This window comes from Streptomyces sp. NBC_00249 (assembly GCF_026342355.1).
Taxonomy (GTDB): domain Bacteria; phylum Actinomycetota; class Actinomycetes; order Streptomycetales; family Streptomycetaceae; genus Streptomyces.
Window position 1 is genome coordinate 278,084 of sequence record NZ_JAPEMV010000007.1, and the last position, 14,348, is coordinate 292,431.

The 14,348-nt window shown below is 74.5% G+C and carries 16 protein-coding genes and 6 tRNA genes; 12 read left to right on the forward strand and 10 right to left on the reverse strand.

The genetic code is table 11. The features are described from left to right. Positions 1–29 precede the first annotated feature (29 nt). On the forward strand, positions 30–845 hold the full coding sequence (locus OOK31_RS28575; RefSeq protein WP_267090250.1) for an RNA methyltransferase: 816 nt from the start codon (positions 30–32) through the stop codon (positions 843–845). A gap of 7 nt (positions 846–852) precedes the next feature. Here OOK31_RS28575 and OOK31_RS28580 read toward each other — a convergent pair whose 3' ends face one another. After that, complete coding sequence (locus tag OOK31_RS28580; protein ID WP_267090251.1) at positions 853–2,031, reverse strand: serine/threonine-protein kinase; 1,179 nt, start codon at positions 2,029–2,031, stop codon at positions 853–855. 546 nt (positions 2,032–2,577) lie between these two features. Here OOK31_RS28580 and OOK31_RS28585 point away from each other — a divergent pair. From OOK31_RS28585 to OOK31_RS28595, 3 genes are all read left to right on the forward strand, one after another. Further along, a complete protein-coding gene (locus OOK31_RS28585; protein WP_267090252.1) occupies positions 2,578–2,763 on the forward strand; it encodes a hypothetical protein in 186 nt (61 codons plus the stop codon). A gap of 239 nt (positions 2,764–3,002) precedes the next feature. Next, positions 3,003–3,959: a phosphotransferase gene (locus OOK31_RS28590; RefSeq protein ID WP_267090253.1), complete on the forward strand. Its 957-nt coding sequence runs from the start codon at positions 3,003–3,005 to the stop codon at positions 3,957–3,959. A gap of 64 nt (positions 3,960–4,023) precedes the next feature. Then, positions 4,024–4,329 carry a zf-TFIIB domain-containing protein gene (locus OOK31_RS28595; RefSeq protein WP_267090254.1) on the forward strand — a complete coding sequence of 102 codons (306 nt, stop codon included), beginning with the start codon at positions 4,024–4,026 and terminating at the stop codon, positions 4,327–4,329. Between the two features lie 92 nt (positions 4,330–4,421). On the opposite strand, the gene OOK31_RS28600 is transcribed toward OOK31_RS28595, so the two are convergent. The 5 genes from OOK31_RS28600 to OOK31_RS28620 all read right to left on the reverse strand — a co-directional run bounded on the left by OOK31_RS28600 (position 4,422) and on the right by OOK31_RS28620 (position 4,905). Next, positions 4,422–4,493, reverse strand: a tRNA-Val gene (locus tag OOK31_RS28600). Between the two features lie 60 nt (positions 4,494–4,553). Then, positions 4,554–4,625, reverse strand: a tRNA-Val gene (locus OOK31_RS28605). A gap of 19 nt (positions 4,626–4,644) precedes the next feature. After that, positions 4,645–4,716: transfer RNA gene (locus OOK31_RS28610), tRNA-Val, on the reverse strand. 1 nt (position 4,717) lies between these two features. Further along, positions 4,718–4,791 (reverse strand) — tRNA-Cys (locus tag OOK31_RS28615). A gap of 41 nt (positions 4,792–4,832) precedes the next feature. Beyond that, positions 4,833–4,905, reverse strand: a tRNA-Gly gene (locus OOK31_RS28620). A 180-nt stretch (positions 4,906–5,085) separates the two neighbouring features. Here OOK31_RS28620 and OOK31_RS28625 point away from each other — a divergent pair. Genes OOK31_RS28625 through OOK31_RS28635 form a run of 3 tightly spaced genes read left to right on the forward strand, consistent with a single transcriptional unit; the run spans position 5,086 to position 7,875 of the window. Beyond that, positions 5,086–6,180 carry a chorismate-binding protein gene (locus OOK31_RS28625; RefSeq protein ID WP_267090255.1) on the forward strand — a complete coding sequence of 365 codons (1,095 nt, stop codon included), beginning with the start codon at positions 5,086–5,088 and terminating at the stop codon, positions 6,178–6,180. Beyond that, complete coding sequence (locus OOK31_RS28630) at positions 6,177–6,998, forward strand: aminotransferase class IV (RefSeq protein ID WP_267090256.1); 822 nt, start codon at positions 6,177–6,179, stop codon at positions 6,996–6,998. The genes OOK31_RS28625 and OOK31_RS28630 overlap by 4 nt, the downstream gene beginning before the upstream one ends. Before the next feature lie 49 nt (positions 6,999–7,047). Then, entirely contained in the window at positions 7,048–7,875 is an 828-nt protein-coding gene (locus OOK31_RS28635) for a GNAT family N-acetyltransferase (protein ID WP_267090257.1), read from the forward strand. 5 nt (positions 7,876–7,880) lie between these two features. Here OOK31_RS28635 and OOK31_RS28640 read toward each other — a convergent pair whose 3' ends face one another. Beyond that, complete coding sequence (locus OOK31_RS28640) at positions 7,881–8,375, reverse strand: DsbA family protein (RefSeq protein ID WP_267090258.1); 495 nt, start codon at positions 8,373–8,375, stop codon at positions 7,881–7,883. Positions 8,376–8,554: 179 nt separating this feature from the next. On the opposite strand from OOK31_RS28640, the gene OOK31_RS28645 reads away from it, so the two are divergent. Together OOK31_RS28645 and OOK31_RS28650 are read left to right on the forward strand one after the other, a co-directional pair. Beyond that, positions 8,555–8,998: a hypothetical protein gene (locus OOK31_RS28645; protein WP_267090259.1), complete on the forward strand. Its 444-nt coding sequence runs from the start codon at positions 8,555–8,557 to the stop codon at positions 8,996–8,998. A 152-nt stretch (positions 8,999–9,150) separates the two neighbouring features. Then, positions 9,151–9,342, forward strand: a complete 192-nt coding sequence (locus tag OOK31_RS28650; RefSeq protein WP_267090260.1) for a hypothetical protein — start codon at positions 9,151–9,153, stop codon at positions 9,340–9,342. Here OOK31_RS28650 and OOK31_RS28655 read toward each other — a convergent pair. Both OOK31_RS28655 and OOK31_RS28660 read right to left on the reverse strand, forming a co-directional pair. Further along, positions 9,283–9,909 carry a CGNR zinc finger domain-containing protein gene (locus tag OOK31_RS28655; protein WP_267090261.1) on the reverse strand — a complete coding sequence of 209 codons (627 nt, stop codon included), beginning with the start codon at positions 9,907–9,909 and terminating at the stop codon, positions 9,283–9,285. The two genes, OOK31_RS28650 and OOK31_RS28655, sit on opposite strands and share 60 nt — an antisense overlap. Positions 9,910–10,125: 216 nt before the next feature. Beyond that, positions 10,126–10,539 carry an SsgA family sporulation/cell division regulator gene (locus OOK31_RS28660; protein ID WP_030011909.1) on the reverse strand — a complete coding sequence of 138 codons (414 nt, stop codon included), beginning with the start codon at positions 10,537–10,539 and terminating at the stop codon, positions 10,126–10,128. Between the two features lie 177 nt (positions 10,540–10,716). On the opposite strand from OOK31_RS28660, the gene OOK31_RS28665 reads away from it, so the two are divergent. Together OOK31_RS28665 and OOK31_RS28670 are read left to right on the forward strand one after the other, a co-directional pair. After that, complete coding sequence (locus tag OOK31_RS28665) at positions 10,717–11,154, forward strand: TIGR02611 family protein (RefSeq protein WP_267090262.1); 438 nt, start codon at positions 10,717–10,719, stop codon at positions 11,152–11,154. 57 nt (positions 11,155–11,211) lie between these two features. Then, positions 11,212–11,283: transfer RNA gene (locus tag OOK31_RS28670), tRNA-Val, on the forward strand. An 80-nt stretch (positions 11,284–11,363) separates the two neighbouring features. Here OOK31_RS28670 and OOK31_RS28675 read toward each other — a convergent pair. Next, on the reverse strand, positions 11,364–13,694 hold the full coding sequence (locus OOK31_RS28675) for an SCO7613 C-terminal domain-containing membrane protein (RefSeq protein WP_267090263.1): 2,331 nt from the start codon (positions 13,692–13,694) through the stop codon (positions 11,364–11,366). Positions 13,695–13,839: 145 nt separating this feature from the next. Here OOK31_RS28675 and OOK31_RS28680 point away from each other — a divergent pair, with 145 nt between their 5' ends. Beyond that, positions 13,840–14,313, forward strand: coding sequence for an SRPBCC family protein (locus tag OOK31_RS28680; RefSeq protein ID WP_267090264.1), 474 nt, complete (start codon positions 13,840–13,842; stop codon positions 14,311–14,313). Positions 14,314–14,348 lie beyond the last annotated feature (35 nt).

Sequence of the window (14,348 nt, forward strand, 5' to 3'; positions counted from 1 at the left end):
CCGCACCCAGGACAAGGCAGTATCACCCTGTGGCTGATCTCATCACCGTCGAGGACCCCGACGACCCGCGCCTGCGCGACTACACGGGCCTGACCGACGTCGAGCTGCGGCGCCGCCGCGAGCCCGCCGAAGGACTCTTCATCGCCGAGGGCGAGAAGGTCATCAGACGGGCCAAGGACGCCGGCTACGAGATGCGCTCCATGCTGCTCTCCTCCAAGTGGGTCGACGTCATGCGCGACGTCATCGACGAACTCCCGGCCCCCGTCTACGCGGTCACCCCGGAGCTCGCCGAGCGCGTCACCGGCTACCACGTCCACCGCGGCGCCCTCGCCTCCATGCAGCGCAAGCCGCTGCCCACGGCGCAGGAGCTGCTGGCCTCGGCCCGCCGGGTGGCCGTGATGGAGGCGGTCAACGACCACACCAACATCGGGGCCATCTTCCGCAGCGCCGCCGCCCTCGGCATGGACGCCGTCCTGCTGTCCCCGGACTGCGCGGACCCGCTCTACCGCCGCTCGGTGAAGGTCTCCATGGGCGCGGTGTTCTCCGTCCCCTACGCCCGCCTCGAGGCCTGGCCCAAGAGCCTGGACACGGTCCGGGAGGCGGGCTTCAAGCTCCTCGCCCTCACCCCGCACGAGAAGGCCACGCCCATCGAACGGGCCGTCCCGCAGGCCCAGGACCGGGTCGCCCTGATGCTCGGCGCGGAGGGTGACGGCCTGTCGACCCAGGCGCTGGTCGCCGCCGACGAATGGGTGCGGATCCCGATGGCGCACGGGGTGGACTCGCTGAACGTGGGCGCGGCCGCCGCCGTCGCCTTCTACGCGGTGGCCGGCGGCCGCAGCTCCTAAGAGGTCTCTACAGGCGCTGGGCGACGGCGATGCCCAGCGCCACCAGCAGCGTCACCACGACGAACACGATCAGCCGCTGCCGCAGCAGCTTCGGGTCCGGCCGCGAGGGGCGGCGCCCCGTCCCGGTCGTCCGGGGCGCGGGGCGGCCGCCCGTACGGCCCGCCGTGGACCCGTGGTTACGGGGGGACGAGGGCCGCGCCTGCGGTCCGCTGTGCGGGGGCTGTGCCTGCGCCCTGGGCGTGGGCGCACCGCCGGCCGTCCGGCGGCGCTCCGTGCTCTGGTCGGCGTACGTCTCCGCCCGCCCGTCCGCCCGCTCCGTACGGATCCGCTGCGCCGGCGGGCGTCCGTCGCCCAGCCCCTGCGCCTCGCGCGCGGCGATCTCCTTGAGCCGCATCGACAGCTGGAGCGTGCTCGGCCGCTCCTCGGGGTCCTTGGCCAGACAGGCCCGCACCAGCGGCGCGAGGGCGTCCGGTACGCCGACCAGGTGCGGCTCCTCGTGCACGACCCGGTACAGCATGACCTCGGAACTGCCGTGCCCGAAGGGCGAGTCGGCGGTGGCCGCGTAGGCGAGGGTGGCGCCGAGCGCGAAGACGTCCGTCGCCGGGGTCACGACGGCCCCGCGCACCTGCTCGGGCGCGAGGAAGCCGGGGGAGCCGACGGCGGTGCCCACGTGGGTGAGGGTGCTCGCACCGGTGGCCCAGGCGATACCGAAGTCGATGATCCGCGGACCCTTGGGGGAGAGCAGGATGTTCGAGGGCTTCAGGTCCCGGTGGACCACCCCCGCCTCGTGCACCGCGACGAGCCCCTCGGACAGCGCCGCGCCGATCGCGGCGATCTGCGCCGCCGTCAGGGGCCCTTCCTCGGCGACCTTGTCGTGCAGCGAGGGCCCCGGCACGTACTGGGTGGCGAACCACGGCCGCTCGGCGTCCAGATCCGCGGCCACGAGCCGCGCGGTGCACCCGCCGCGGATCCGCCGGGCCGCGGACACCTCGCGGGCGAAACGGGAACGGAACTCCTGGTCCTCGGCCAGGTCGGGCCGGATCACCTTGAGCGCGACGCGCTGTCCGCGCCGGTCGGAGCCCAGGTAGACCACGCCCATACCGCCGGCGCCGAGCCTGCGGTGCAGTCTGAACGAGCCGACGACACGCGGGTCCTCGCGCCGGAGCCGCATCATCGCCATGTCCACCCCGCTGACCGGTCGTCCTGTTGACCTGGCACAGCTTACGGACCATCCGGCACGTGCGCTCAGAGGCCGCGCCCTCGCCGGGGGATTCGATTGTCAGTACGGGGCAGGCCACTTGGGGGTTTCGCCGCCGAACGGCCCACCCCGCGCCCGCTCCCCGGCCCCGCGCCCAAACGGCCCTCGGCGCAAGGCGATTGGCCCCCGGACGGACCCTCGCACCACCCCCGCGCACACCCCCGGGCCGGGTACGCCCGGGGGAGCGCGCCAACGCGCCGTACCGGGACACGCGTGTGCAGGGAGTGACGGAAGTGAGCGAAGTCACTACCCTCCGGTCATCCCCTCCGGGAAGACCCCCACAACGGGGGAGCCGTCTCCAACCAGGGGAGTAGTCCGAAGGAGTCCTCCTCATCCTCGCGTAGGCCCGTCAATGGGTACGAGGGCATGAGGCCAGGGGCCTTCCGGCCGCCTAGTGTTGAAGACAAGCGGCGGGTGGAGCACTCGTCCCCCGAGGTCACAAGCCCGCCGCTGCCAAACGACAGGGAGAGGACCATGGCGGACATCGCACGGCAAGGACGCAAGGCATTCGCGTTCCACAGCCATGAGTCCGGCACGCGCCACCCACTGGTGGCCGCGGCCATGGTGCTCCCCCTGGCCGCCGTCCTGCTCTTCGTCTTCGGAGGCTTCGAGCAGGTGGCGGCGCAGGCGTCGTCCGTAGGTGTGATGCTGGGGCGCTGAGCGGCGCCCCGGGCCCGGGAGAGCGGCCCGGGCCGGGACATCGAGCCTGCCGGACCCCGTGGGGACGGGGGAACGGCGGACGGACGGCTGGTGAAGGGTGCTGCACGTCCGGCTGGGGAGCCGGACGTGCAGCACCCTTTCTCATTCCCCGCGCCTTCCCCGTAGCCTCTCCCGGACGAGAGGGAGAGGGGCCCGATGACCGACAACGCACCCGTCCGGCGGCCGACGCGCCACCGCGCATGACCCCCGCACCCCCGCCCGGGTCCCTGCCCCGCCCCTTGCCCGCCGCGCTCGCCGCCTGGGCCTCGGGCGGGCCCGCACCGGCGTACGACCTCCTCGCGGACCGCGCCGACGGCACCGTCGTGCGCTGCGGGGACGCCGTCGCCAAGGCGCACGCCCGGGACACCGACCGGCAGGCCCTGGAACGGCGCCTCGCCCTCGCCGGCCACGGGGCCCTGGCCGGGGTCCTGCTGCCCCCGCTGCGCACCGGCACCGTCGGCGAGCGCCCCGCCTCCCTGTGGCCCTACGGAGCCCCCGTGGACCCGGAGCGCCCCGACGACGCCCCCTGGGAGGAAGCCGCCCGGCTCCTCGCCGCCCTGCACCGCACCCCGCCCGCAGCCCTCCCCGGCCCCGTCCCCCCGATGCGCGGCCCGGCCAAGGTGGCCCGCGCCCTGCACCGCCTGGCGGCGGCCCCGCACCCCGACCCGGAAGGCGCCCTCGCGGTGCGGGCCGCCGCCCGCACCCTGCCGGACTGGGCCCGGGGCCGGGGGAGCGCCCCGCCCGGCGGCGCCCTGTGCCACGGCGACCTGCACCTGGGCCAGCTCGTACGGCACCCCGCGCCCGACGGGCCCTGGCTGCTGATCGACGTGGACGACCTCGGCCTCGGCACCCCGGCCTGGGACCTGGCCCGCCCCGCGGCCTGGTACGCGGCCGGGATCCTCGCCCCGGCCGCCTGGCTGCGCTTCCTCGACGCCTACCGCGCCGCGGGCGGCCCGGCCGCCGGCCCGCCCGGCACCGACCCCTGGCCGGAACTCGACGTCACCGCCCGGGCCCTCACCGTCCAGACGGCCGCCCTGGCCCTGGCGAAGGCTGCACACGGCCAGCGCCCCCTCGACGAGGCGGAGCGGCTCGTGCTGGAGGCCTGTGTCCGTATCGCCGCCGTCCCGACCGAGTCGCAGCGGCGGGCCCGGCCGTAGGGTGAGCCGCGCGCCACCGGGTACGCATCCGGTGGCGAAACAGACGGCGAGGAGTTGATCCGGCATGCAGTGTCCGAAGTGTCACGCGATGATGCACACCTACAACCGCAACGGGGTCCAGATCGAGCAGTGCAGCGGCTGCCGGGGCATCTTCCTGGACTACGGCGAGCTGGAGGCGCTGACCCGCCTGGAGTCCCAGTACACGGCCCAGCAGTACGGCCAGGTCCCCCCGCCCGCGGCCCCGCCGGCCCCGTACCCGGTGCAGCACGCGGCCCCCGCCCCGGCCTGGGGCGCCCCCCAGCACCACGGCGGCCACGGCCACCACGGCCGCCACAAGGGCGGCTTCGGCCGGATGCTCTTCTCCTCCTGAGCCTCCCCAGCCTCCCCGAGCCCCGCGGGGCCCGCGGGGCCGCACAACGCGAAAGCCCCGGCCGTCGAAACGGCCGGGGCTTTCGGATGCGGTGCGCGATACTGGGATTGAACCAGTGACCTCTTCCGTGTCAGGGAAGCGCTCTCCCGCTGAGCTAATCGCGCGGGACCACGGTAAGAAACCGCAGGTCATGCAGGGGTAAAACAGGTACTGCGTGTACTGCGTGCGCGATACTGGGATTGAACCAGTGACCTCTTCCGTGTCAGGGAAGCGCTCTCCCGCTGAGCTAATCGCGCGGGGATCCTTGCGGATCAGTGGACGATACTGGGATTGAACCAGTGACCTCTTCCGTGTCAGGGAAGCGCTCTCCCGCTGAGCTAATCGTCCTTGGAGGTGGAGACGGGATTTGAACCCGTGTAGACGGCTTTGCAGGCCGTTGCCTCGCCTCTCGGCCACTCCACCATGGAGCTGCGGGGGTTCTCGGGAAGAAGACCCCCACTTCGAGCGGACGACGAGACTCGAACTCGCGACATCCACCTTGGCAAGGTGGTGCTCTACCAACTGAGCTACGTCCGCAGGTCACCGTGTTCGCTCCGGGGTTTTCCCCCTTCGCTCCCTGGCGACGTGTTGAACTCTAGCGGATTCCCCGGCCAGCTCAAAAACGCGTTTCCGCAGCGTGCTGCCGGTCGATCACCGCCGGTCACCCGTGCGTCACCTCACCGGCGCCATCCCGCCACCGGTCATAGACTCGCAGCCGTGCACGACCTGCCTCCCCTGGCCCGCTTCGGCGGCCTCCTCGCGACCGACCTCCGGGACGTCACAAGCGACCCGTCCGCCCTCGACTCCACCGGGTTCTGGGCGGTGAGCGCAGACTTCGAAGGCCGGCTGGTCTGCGCGCGCTTCGGGGACATACGCCCCGACCCCGTACCGGCGCCCGTCCCCGGAGCCTGGCGCGGGCCCACCGCCGACCAGTGGTCCTCCTCGCTCGACCGCTCCGCGTACGTCGCGGGCGTGCGCCGCATACGCGAATACATCGCGGCCGGCGAGGTCTACCAGGCCAATCTCTGCCGCGTGATGTCCGCACCGCTGCCCGATCCGGACGCCGCCGATGTCGACGCCCTCACCGCGCACCTCGCGCGCGGCAACCCCGCGCCCTACGCAGGAACGATTCGGCTGCCCGCGCACGGCGTCGAGATCGCCACCGCCTCCCCCGAGCTGTACCTCAGCCGCCACGGCCGCCACATCGAGTCCGGCCCCATCAAGGGCACCGGCCGCACCGCCGCCGACCTGCTGCCCAAGGACCACGCCGAGAACGTGATGATCGTGGACCTCGTACGCAACGACCTCGGCCGCGTCTGCGCCACCGGCTCCGTCACCGTCCCCGCACTGTGCGCCCTGGAGGAGCACCCGGGACTGGTCCACCTCGTCTCCACCGTCAGCGGAGAACTCGCCGACGGCGCGGGCTGGCCCGAACTGCTCACCGCCACCTTCCCGCCCGGCTCCGTCACCGGCGCCCCCAAATCCTCCGCCCTGCGCATCATCGAGGAGCTGGAGACCGCCCCCCGGGGCCCCTACTGCGGAGGCATCGGCTGGGTGGACGCCGACCGCGGCACCGCCGCCCTCGCCGTCGGCATCCGCACCTTCTGGATCGACCGCGAAGCCCCCGGCGGCCCCCGCCTGTGCTTCGGCACCGGCGCCGGGATCACCTGGGGCTCCGACCCCGACCGCGAATGGGCGGAGACGGAACTGAAGGCGGCCCGGCTGCTCGCGGTAGCGTCGGGAACGCACGAGACGTCCCGGACGCACGAGGCGCACGGGACGCAGGACCTGAGTGGAGGGACCGTACGGTGAGGATCTGGCTCGACGGAGCACTGCGGGACGCCGGGGACGCCAAGGTGTCCGTGCTGGACCACGGCCTGACCGTGGGGGACGGGGTCTTCGAGACCCTCAAGGCCCAGGACGGCACGCTCTTCGCCCTCACCCGCCACCTGGACCGGCTCACCCGCTCCGCCCGCGGCCTCGGCCTGCCCGACCCGGACCACGACGAGGTGCGCCGCGCCTGCGCCGCCGTCCTCCAGGCCAATCCGATGCCGCTCGGCCGGCTGCGGATCACCTACACCGGCGGACTGTCCCCCCTCGGCTCCGACCGGGGAGAGACCGGCCCCACCCTGGTCGTCGCCGTGGGGGAGACCACCCGCCGCCCCGACACCACCGCCACGATCACCGTCCCCTGGGTGCGCAACGAACGCTCCCCGCTCACCGGCCTGAAGACCACCTCCTACGCGGAGAACGTGGTCGCCCTGGCGCGCGCCCACGCGGCCGGCGCCTCCGAGGCCCTGTTCGCCAACACCGTCGGGCACCTCTGCGAGGGCACCGGATCCAACGTCTTCGTCGTCCTCGACGGCGAACTCCGCACCCCGCCCGTCAGCTCCGGCTGCCTCGCCGGCATCACCCGCGCCCTGGTCGTGGAGTGGACCGGCGCCAAGGAGACCGAGCTCCCCTTCGACGCGCTGGACCGCGCCGAGGAGATCTTCCTGACCTCCACTCTGCGCGACGTACAGGCCGTCCACCGGGTCGGCGACCGCACCCTGACGGCGGCCCCCGGCCCGGTCACCGCCAAGGCGATGCGCGTCTTCGACGAGCGGGCCGCCTCCGATCTCGACCCGTGAGCGCGCACACCCGGTGGTCACCCGGACGCGGGACGGGTAGAACTCGACGGTGACCACCACCCTGCGGCCCAGCGGGCCGCTCCAGCAGAGCGACGGGGGCGGGCGCTCGCGCCCCTACGAGATCCGCGTCAACAGCCGGCGCGTGGGGGCGCTGCTGATCGCCGCCGACACCCCCTTCGGGCCGACGGTCGGGGAGATCCGCGACCTCGCCGTCGACGAACGGGACCGCCGCCGCGGCCGGGCCACCGTCGCGGCGCTCGCCGCCGAGGAGGTGCTGCGCGGCTGGGGCTGCCGCCGGATCCGGATCTCCGTACCGGCCGGCTCGCCGGGCGGCCTGCGGCTGGCCGCGGCCCTCCGGTACGCCGAGTACAGCCGCAACATGGCCAAGGACCTCCCGCAGCAGCCCCCCGCCCTCACCGCGGGCGCCGTCGGCCGCCCCATGACCGAGGCCGAGTACGAGGCCTGGGAAGCCCGCGCCCGCGCGCAGTACGCCCGCAGCTGGGTGGGCCGGGGCATGTCCCCGCAGGCCGCCGAGGCCAAGTCGAACGCCGACCACGACGCGATGCTGCCCCGGGGCCTGGCCACCCCGGGCATCGACCTCGCCGTCCTGGAGGCGGCCGGCACCCCGGTGGGCCACGTCTGGCTCGGACCCGCCGCCGACGGGAGCGGCTACGTCTACGACGTCGAGGTCGCCGAGGAACACCGGGGCCGCGGCCACGGCCGGAACCTGATGCTCCTCGCGGAACGCACGGCCGTCGCCGCGGGCCACCGCCGGCTGGCGCTCCACGTCTTCAGCGACAACACCCCGGCCCTGAGGCTGTACGAGTCCCTCGGCTACCTCCCGACGGACATCAACTACGGCAAGGACCTCGTCTAGAGGGCCTAGGCTGCCAGCAGCCGGTCGGCGATCTCCTCGATGCGGGCGCGCAGGCCCTCCTGGCTCTTGCCGCCGTCCAGACGCTCGCCGTCGATCACGTACGTGGGGGTGCCGGTCACGCCGATGGCCTTGCCCTCGGCCTGGTCGGCGTCGACGATCAGGATGTGCCGGCCGTCGATCAGAGCGGTGTCGAACTCCTCGACGTCCAGGCCCAGTTCACGCGCCACGTCCAGCAGCACCGGCTCCCCGCGCTCGCCGAGCTCCGCCGTCCGGGCCAGCAGGGCCTCCGCGTACGGCCAGCCCTGCCCCTGCTCCACGGCCTCCTCCGCGGCCTGCGCGGCGGCGAAGGCGTGCTTGTGCTTCTCCAGGGGGAAGTGGCGCAGCCGGATGTCCAGCCGGTCGCCGTAGCGGGCCCGCAGGGCGCGTACGTCGTCCAGAGCGCTGTGGCAGTCCGGGCACTGGAGTTCGCACCAGACGTCGAGGATCACGGAATCGGTCATACGGACAGTCTCCCAGCCCCCGCGCCGGGTCACCGACCGGGACCTGGGGAGGAGGGGCGACCCCGAGATCTCCCGGAGATCCGCGCCGGGGGCGTCCCGGGCGTGGCCGCGGCGGCGATGCCCGGTGCAGGATGGATGGGGACAGAACGCCCGCCCGTCGCCCAGCCCCGGAGGACCGCATGCTCGCCGAGACCATATGTTCCGCGGTGTCCGCGGCGGGCCTGGGCATCGCCGCCGTGACCGCGTACCGCAAGCGGTTCCTGGCCGCGACCCGGATCGCCGCCTACTCGCTGGTTCCGGTCGCGCTCGTGCTGACCGGCCTGGTGGAGTGGGTGTCGGGGATCGTCTTCAACCCGACCGTCTGGATCGGCTTCGGCCTGCTGGGCCTGGCCTGGCTGCTCTTCACCGCCACCCGGGCCGTCGAGCGCCGCGGCCTCGGCAAGGCCCCCAAGCCCCCGAAGGCGGCCAAGGGCACCCCGCAGACCGAGGCCGTCGCCCCCACCGCCTCCGCCCCCTCCCTGGGCACCGGCGAGCGGCCTTCCCCCGCACCCCGCAGCGCCCCGGCCGCCCCCGCGGACGACTTCTCCGACATCGAGGCCATCCTCAAGAAGCACGGGATCTAGGCCGTCCAGCCCGTCACGTAGCGGATCCGGGGCCCGGCGCGCGCGAGAAGCGGCGAGGAACCACCTGAACCGGCGACAACGGGCCAACGCCCGCGCCGGTCATGGCGTGTTGGGGGCCGATCCGCCGCGCGCTGCGCGATCATCAGCCCGACATGCTCGACACATCGCAGGGTGAGCCGACGGCTCCCGCTCCCGTCGCCGAGGCGCCCGTCTCCCGGGCCCCGCTCACCCCCGAGGGGCGCGGCTGCCTGTTCGCGCTCTCCCAGCCACCCCTGATGATCTTCCTAGCGGTGATCGGGACCCTGCTGCTGCTCGCCGCCGTGCACGACCTCTACCTGCTCTGAGCCCTCGGGATGCGCGTCCGCCTCCTTGCGGCGGGCCCGGTACGCCGCCACGTGCAGCCGGTTCCCGCAGGTGCGGCTGTCGCAGTAGCGCCGGGAACGGTTGCGGGACAGGTCCACGAAGGCCCGCCGGCAGTCCGGGGCCTCGCAGCGGCGCAGCCGCTCCTGCTCCCCGGAGACGACGATGAAGGCCAGGGCCATGCCGCCGTCCGCCGCGAGGTGGTCACCGACCGAGGCGCCCGGCGCGAAGTAGTGCACGTGCCAGTCGTAGCCGTCGTGGTCGGTCAGCTGCGGGGTGGTCCCGGCCGTCGCGACCAGCTCGTTGATCAGCGAGGACGCGGCGCGCGAGTTCGGCGCCGCGAAGACCTGCGCGAACTTGCCGCGTACGGTCCGCACGCCCGCCAGATCGCGGGCGCTCAGCTCACCGACGTCGCTGATCGCGTACTCGCGGACGAAGCCGCGCAGCGTGCCGATGTCGGACAGCCCGTCCGGCTGCTCCGGCTCGGCGGCTGTGTTCACCAGCGCGACGACGACGTCGAGCGCGCGACGGGTGTCGTGGGGGATCTGCACGGGTCGCTCCCTGGAAGCCGGGCTCAGGGCGTCGGTGGCGGCCGCTGCCGACGCTGGGGGCCGACTCTAGCGGTTGCCGTCCAGGGGGTACCCAAGCGCACCGGCGCCGCCCTCGCGGGTGGCTTCCGCGAGAACAGCGCCGGTACGGCCGTATGTGGTTGTCCGGCCCGCACCGTCGCCCCGAGTCGGACGGTGTCGAGCGGTTGTAGGCCTGGCTCAGCTTTCGGCCAGGATGTGGGAGAGCTCCTTGTCGAGGTCGAAGTGCCGGTGTTCGGTCCCGGGTGGGACCGCGGCGTCCGTCCGCTTGAGGAACGACTCGAGTGCTCGGGCGGGTGCTTCGAGCAGCGCTTCTCCCTCCGGTGAGCTCAGGGCGATGCACACGACGCCCTGACCGTGGCTGCGGGACGGCCAGACGCGGACGTCGCCGGTACCGGTGGGCCGGTGGAGGCCCTCCGCGAGGAGATCACGGGCGAATACCCATTCGACCGTCTCCTCGGCGCCGGTGTGGAAGGTGGCGTGCACGGCGTAGGGGTCGGCCGTGTCATACCGCAGGCCCGCGGGAACAGGCAGTGAGGACTCGCTCGACACAACGAGGCGCAGGTGCAGCTCGCAGCTGACCGTGGTGTTCATAAGCGCCAGGGCCTTTCGCTCAGTGTGCGCTCGGGGATTCGCACGTCGGCGAAATCGACATGCCACCTACGGTGCCGTTGTAAACCCCTCTGACCGTTTTGCGGACCTCTGGGTCCCTCGGACGGCGGATCCAAAGCGGCATTCACGTGTGCTTCCGGCTCCGGTAGATTCGGGTCCATGAATACGGGGAGTGACCACGGGGCCAACGAGTCCGCGACCACCGAGCCGGCCGCCGAAGAGACGCCGCACGTCTCGAAGGCGCCCGCCTTCATCAAGGCCAACCGCAGCCTGCACCTGAGCTGGCAGGTCGGCGTCTTCATCGTCGGCCTCGCCGTCATCGGCGCCGGCATCGCCATGCTCGTCCTGCCCGGACCGGGCTGGGTCGCGATCTTCGCGGGCCTGGCGATCTGGGCGACCGAGTTCGCCTGGGCCCACCTCGCCCTGCGCTGGACCAAGCGCAAGGTGAGCGAGGCCGCGCAGAAGGCGCTGGACCCCAAGGTCCGCCGCCGCAACATCATCCTCACCAGCACGGGCCTGGTCATCGCGGGCGCGCTGATCGGCTTCTACCTGTGGAAGTACGGCATGACGCTGCCGTGGGACATCAAGGACCAGTAGGCCGCCGAGGGTGGTCATGGAGCACCGCTGACATGCGGTAATGTTTGCGGTGCGTCCGGGCGATTAGCTCAGTGGGAGAGCACTTCGTTCACACCGAAGGGGTCACTGGTTCGAACCCAGTATCGCCCACCCGGAGCAGAGGCCCGGAGATTCGAAAGAGTCTCCGGGCCTCTGTCGTACCCGTACCCGGATCCCGGACCCGCCCGCCCTCAGCGCAGCCGGCCGAGGGCCTCCTTCAGCCGCCGGGCGTCGCGCAGCCGCTTCTCGTACGTGGCCCCCACCACCAGCAGCAGCAGACCCGCCAGCGCCGGCGGCAGCCAGCGCGGCAGCGCACCGACCACCTGCACCACGTACGGGGCCAGCTCGTGCAGGGCCACCGCGGCGAGGGTGCCGCCACCCAGCAGCAGCGGCGCCTGGAGCCTGCGGTGCGCGCCCGCCAGCGTCAGCGCCAGGGCCGCCAGGCCCAGCAGCAGCGGGCGCAGCCAGTACGCGTCCCCCCACGCCGCGACCAGGCTCGGCAGCAGGGTCGCCCCCAGACCCGGCCCGTACGCGGCCCACGACGAGGCCCCCGGATCCCGGCGGCGCCGCGCCAGCCCCACCGCCAGCGCACCCGCCGTCACCGGCAGCGCGTACGCCTCGGGCACCGTCACCCCCGACGCGCCCAGGCGCACCCAGGCCGCCGCCACGCACAGCGCCCCGGCCGCCCAGCCCAGCCCCCGCCGCTCCGCCCGCAGCGCCGCCGCCGCGCACAGCAGCCCGTCCAGCGCGAGGACCACCGCCAGCAGCGGCCGGTCCAGGGCCGCGAGCAGCGCCGCGAGCACCCCCACGCCCGCCGCGGCGGCCTCCGCCGCCACCCGCACCCGGCCCAGCCGCGGGGCGGACCCCACCACCGCGGCCGGGACCACCAGCACCGCCACCCCCAGCCAGGCCACCGCCCACCCCGCGAGGGCCCCCAGCGCCACCACCGAAGCCGCCGCGTACCCGACGGCCAGCGCCGCCCCGCCGGCCCGTACCGGCACCGGCGCGGGCCTGTGGGCCGCCCCCAGCGCGCAGCCGGCCCCCAGCAGCCCGAACACCGCGAAGGTGGCCGCACGCCCGTCCAGGGCGGCCAGGGACACGTCCAGGCCCCCTACAGCGGCGCACAGCCCGGCCGTGAACGCGACACCCCGCACCGGAGCCCGCAGCGCCACCGCCCCGGCCGCCGCCGTCACCGCCAGCTGCGCCCCCAGCACCCCCGCCACCGGCAGCCCCAGCAGCACCGGAGCCACGAACAGCCCCGCCCAGCCGCACACCACCGCCGCCACCCGCGCCGGGCCCGGCAGCACCCGGCCCTGCCACCACAGCGCCCCCGCCGCCAGCAGCAGGGCCCCCGCCAGACCCGCCCCCGGCCCGTACGGAGCGGCACCCGGCGGGGTCGTCACCGCCCACACCTCCCGCAGCACCGCCCCCCGCGACAGCAGCAGCACCAGCACCCCCGGCAGCCCCGCCACCGCCGCCAGGACCGACACTCCCACCCCGGCCCGCAGCAGCCCGCGCCGCACCGGCTCCGGCAGCACGTCCACCCGTACCGCCGCCAGCAGCGCCAGCGCCGCCGCCACCCGCACCGCCACCGCCCACCAGGAACCCGCCCCGGCCGGCACCAGCGCCCCCACCGCCGACACCCACGCCACACCGCCCGCCAGCGCGGCCGCCGAAGCCCGCGGCTCCCGCCAGGCCACCGCCACGCCCAGCAGACCCCCCACCGCCAGCAGCAGCGCCGGACCGCCCGCCCCGGGCCCGTCCAGCGACAGCGCCAGCCCCGCCACCAGGGCCAGGCCCCCCAGCACCCCCGCCGCCACCCACGCCGGCACCCGCACCGCCCGCCGGGACACCGCGACCGCCAGCCCCGCGTCCAGCGCGGCCGTCGCCAGCAGCGCCCAGGCACCCTCCAGCGGGCCCGCCCCGCTGACGGCCGCGGCCAGCGGCAACGGCACCTGCGCCGCCAGCACCGCCGCCACCGGCGGCAGCCGCAGCCGGCCCAGCGCCGCCCCGTACCCCGCCCACAGCGCCGCCAGCACCGCGGCCGCCCCCACCGCGTACTCCCCGCCGCCGATGCCGGACAGGGCCACCGCGTGCAGCGCGTACGCGTCCAGCACCGTCAGCAGCAGCCCCACCGCCGCCACCGACTCGGCCGTCGACCGCAGCCCCCGGCGCAGCAGCACGACCGGAGCGGCCAGCGCCGCCACCGTCGGCAGGGCCAGCACCGCCGAACGCCCGGCGATCCCGAGCGAACCCCAGCCGACCAGGGTGAAGGCCAGTGCGGCCACCGCCAGCAGCACCGCACCCAACGTCAGCAGCACGCTCTGGGCACTCGGCGACGCCCCCGCCTTCCCGGCCGGAGCCGTCGGCGGCAGCAGCAGCGGCAGCGGCGGCGGGCCCTGGAGGGCGACGCGCACCAGCCAGTCCCGGCGGGCCAGCAAGTACGCGCGCCGGGCGTCGAGTCGGGCCAGCTCGCCGTCGATGAGCGCCAGCTCTTGGGCCGGCGGCACAGGGGAGTTCATGCTCGGAGTGTGGCGCCCGTCACCCCGTCAGGACATGGGCGTGCGTACTCAGATCGGCCCTGAGTACGGCCGGCCCGCCACCCGGGGGAGGGGCGATGCGCCAAAGCCCCTGCGCGGCCGGTCCGACGCGGACCAGACTGGAGGCATGCAGCGCTGGACGCACTACCGCTTCCGCAGCGTGTGGGACCTCGACGCCCCGCCCGCGCTCGTCTACTCCGTACTGGAGGACCCGGCCCGCTACCCCCTCTGGTGGACACAGGTCCGCCGCGTGCGGCCCGTCGACGAGCGCAGCGGCACCGCGCTGATCCGCTCCGTCCTGCCCTACGGCATCCACGTCACCCTCACCGGCCTGCTCCGCGACCCCGCCCGGGGCGTACTGGAAGTGGCACTGCGCGGGGACATCGAAGGCTGGGCCCGCTGGACCGTACGCCCGCGCGGCGGCCCCGGCGCCGGCCGGACCCGGGCCCTGTACGAGCAGGAGGTCGAGGTACGCGCCGCCCTGCTCCGGCGGTTCGCGGTCCCCGGGCGGCCCCTGTTCCGGCTCAACCACGCCCTGATGATGCGCGCCGGGCGGCAGGGCCTCGCGGCCCTGCTGGCGGGCCCGCCGGAAGCGGTTTGAACAGACCCCGCGCCTTCTTGTATTGTTCAGTCCGT

Excerpts from the sequence above, each read along its gene's own strand:
- OOK31_RS28595 (WP_267090254.1), top strand. The coding sequence starts at position 4,024 with ATGCAGTGTCCGAAGTGTCACGCGATGATGCACACCTACAACCGCAAC.
- OOK31_RS28675 (WP_267090263.1), bottom strand. The coding sequence starts at position 13,694 with ATGAACTCCCCTGTGCCGCCGGCCCAAGAGCTGGCGCTCATCGACGGC.
- OOK31_RS28680 (WP_267090264.1), top strand. The coding sequence starts at position 13,840 with ATGCAGCGCTGGACGCACTACCGCTTCCGCAGCGTGTGGGACCTCGAC.
- OOK31_RS28660 (WP_030011909.1), bottom strand. The coding sequence starts at position 10,539 with ATGAACACCACGGTCAGCTGCGAGCTGCACCTGCGCCTCGTTGTGTCG.
- OOK31_RS28640 (WP_267090258.1), bottom strand. The coding sequence starts at position 8,375 with ATGACCGATTCCGTGATCCTCGACGTCTGGTGCGAACTCCAGTGCCCG.
- OOK31_RS28585 (WP_267090252.1), top strand. The coding sequence starts at position 2,578 with ATGGCGGACATCGCACGGCAAGGACGCAAGGCATTCGCGTTCCACAGC.
- OOK31_RS28645 (WP_267090259.1), top strand. The coding sequence starts at position 8,555 with ATGCTCGCCGAGACCATATGTTCCGCGGTGTCCGCGGCGGGCCTGGGC.
- OOK31_RS28650 (WP_267090260.1), top strand. The coding sequence starts at position 9,151 with ATGCTCGACACATCGCAGGGTGAGCCGACGGCTCCCGCTCCCGTCGCC.
- OOK31_RS28590 (WP_267090253.1), top strand. The coding sequence starts at position 3,003 with ATGACCCCCGCACCCCCGCCCGGGTCCCTGCCCCGCCCCTTGCCCGCC.
- OOK31_RS28665 (WP_267090262.1), top strand. The coding sequence starts at position 10,717 with ATGAATACGGGGAGTGACCACGGGGCCAACGAGTCCGCGACCACCGAG.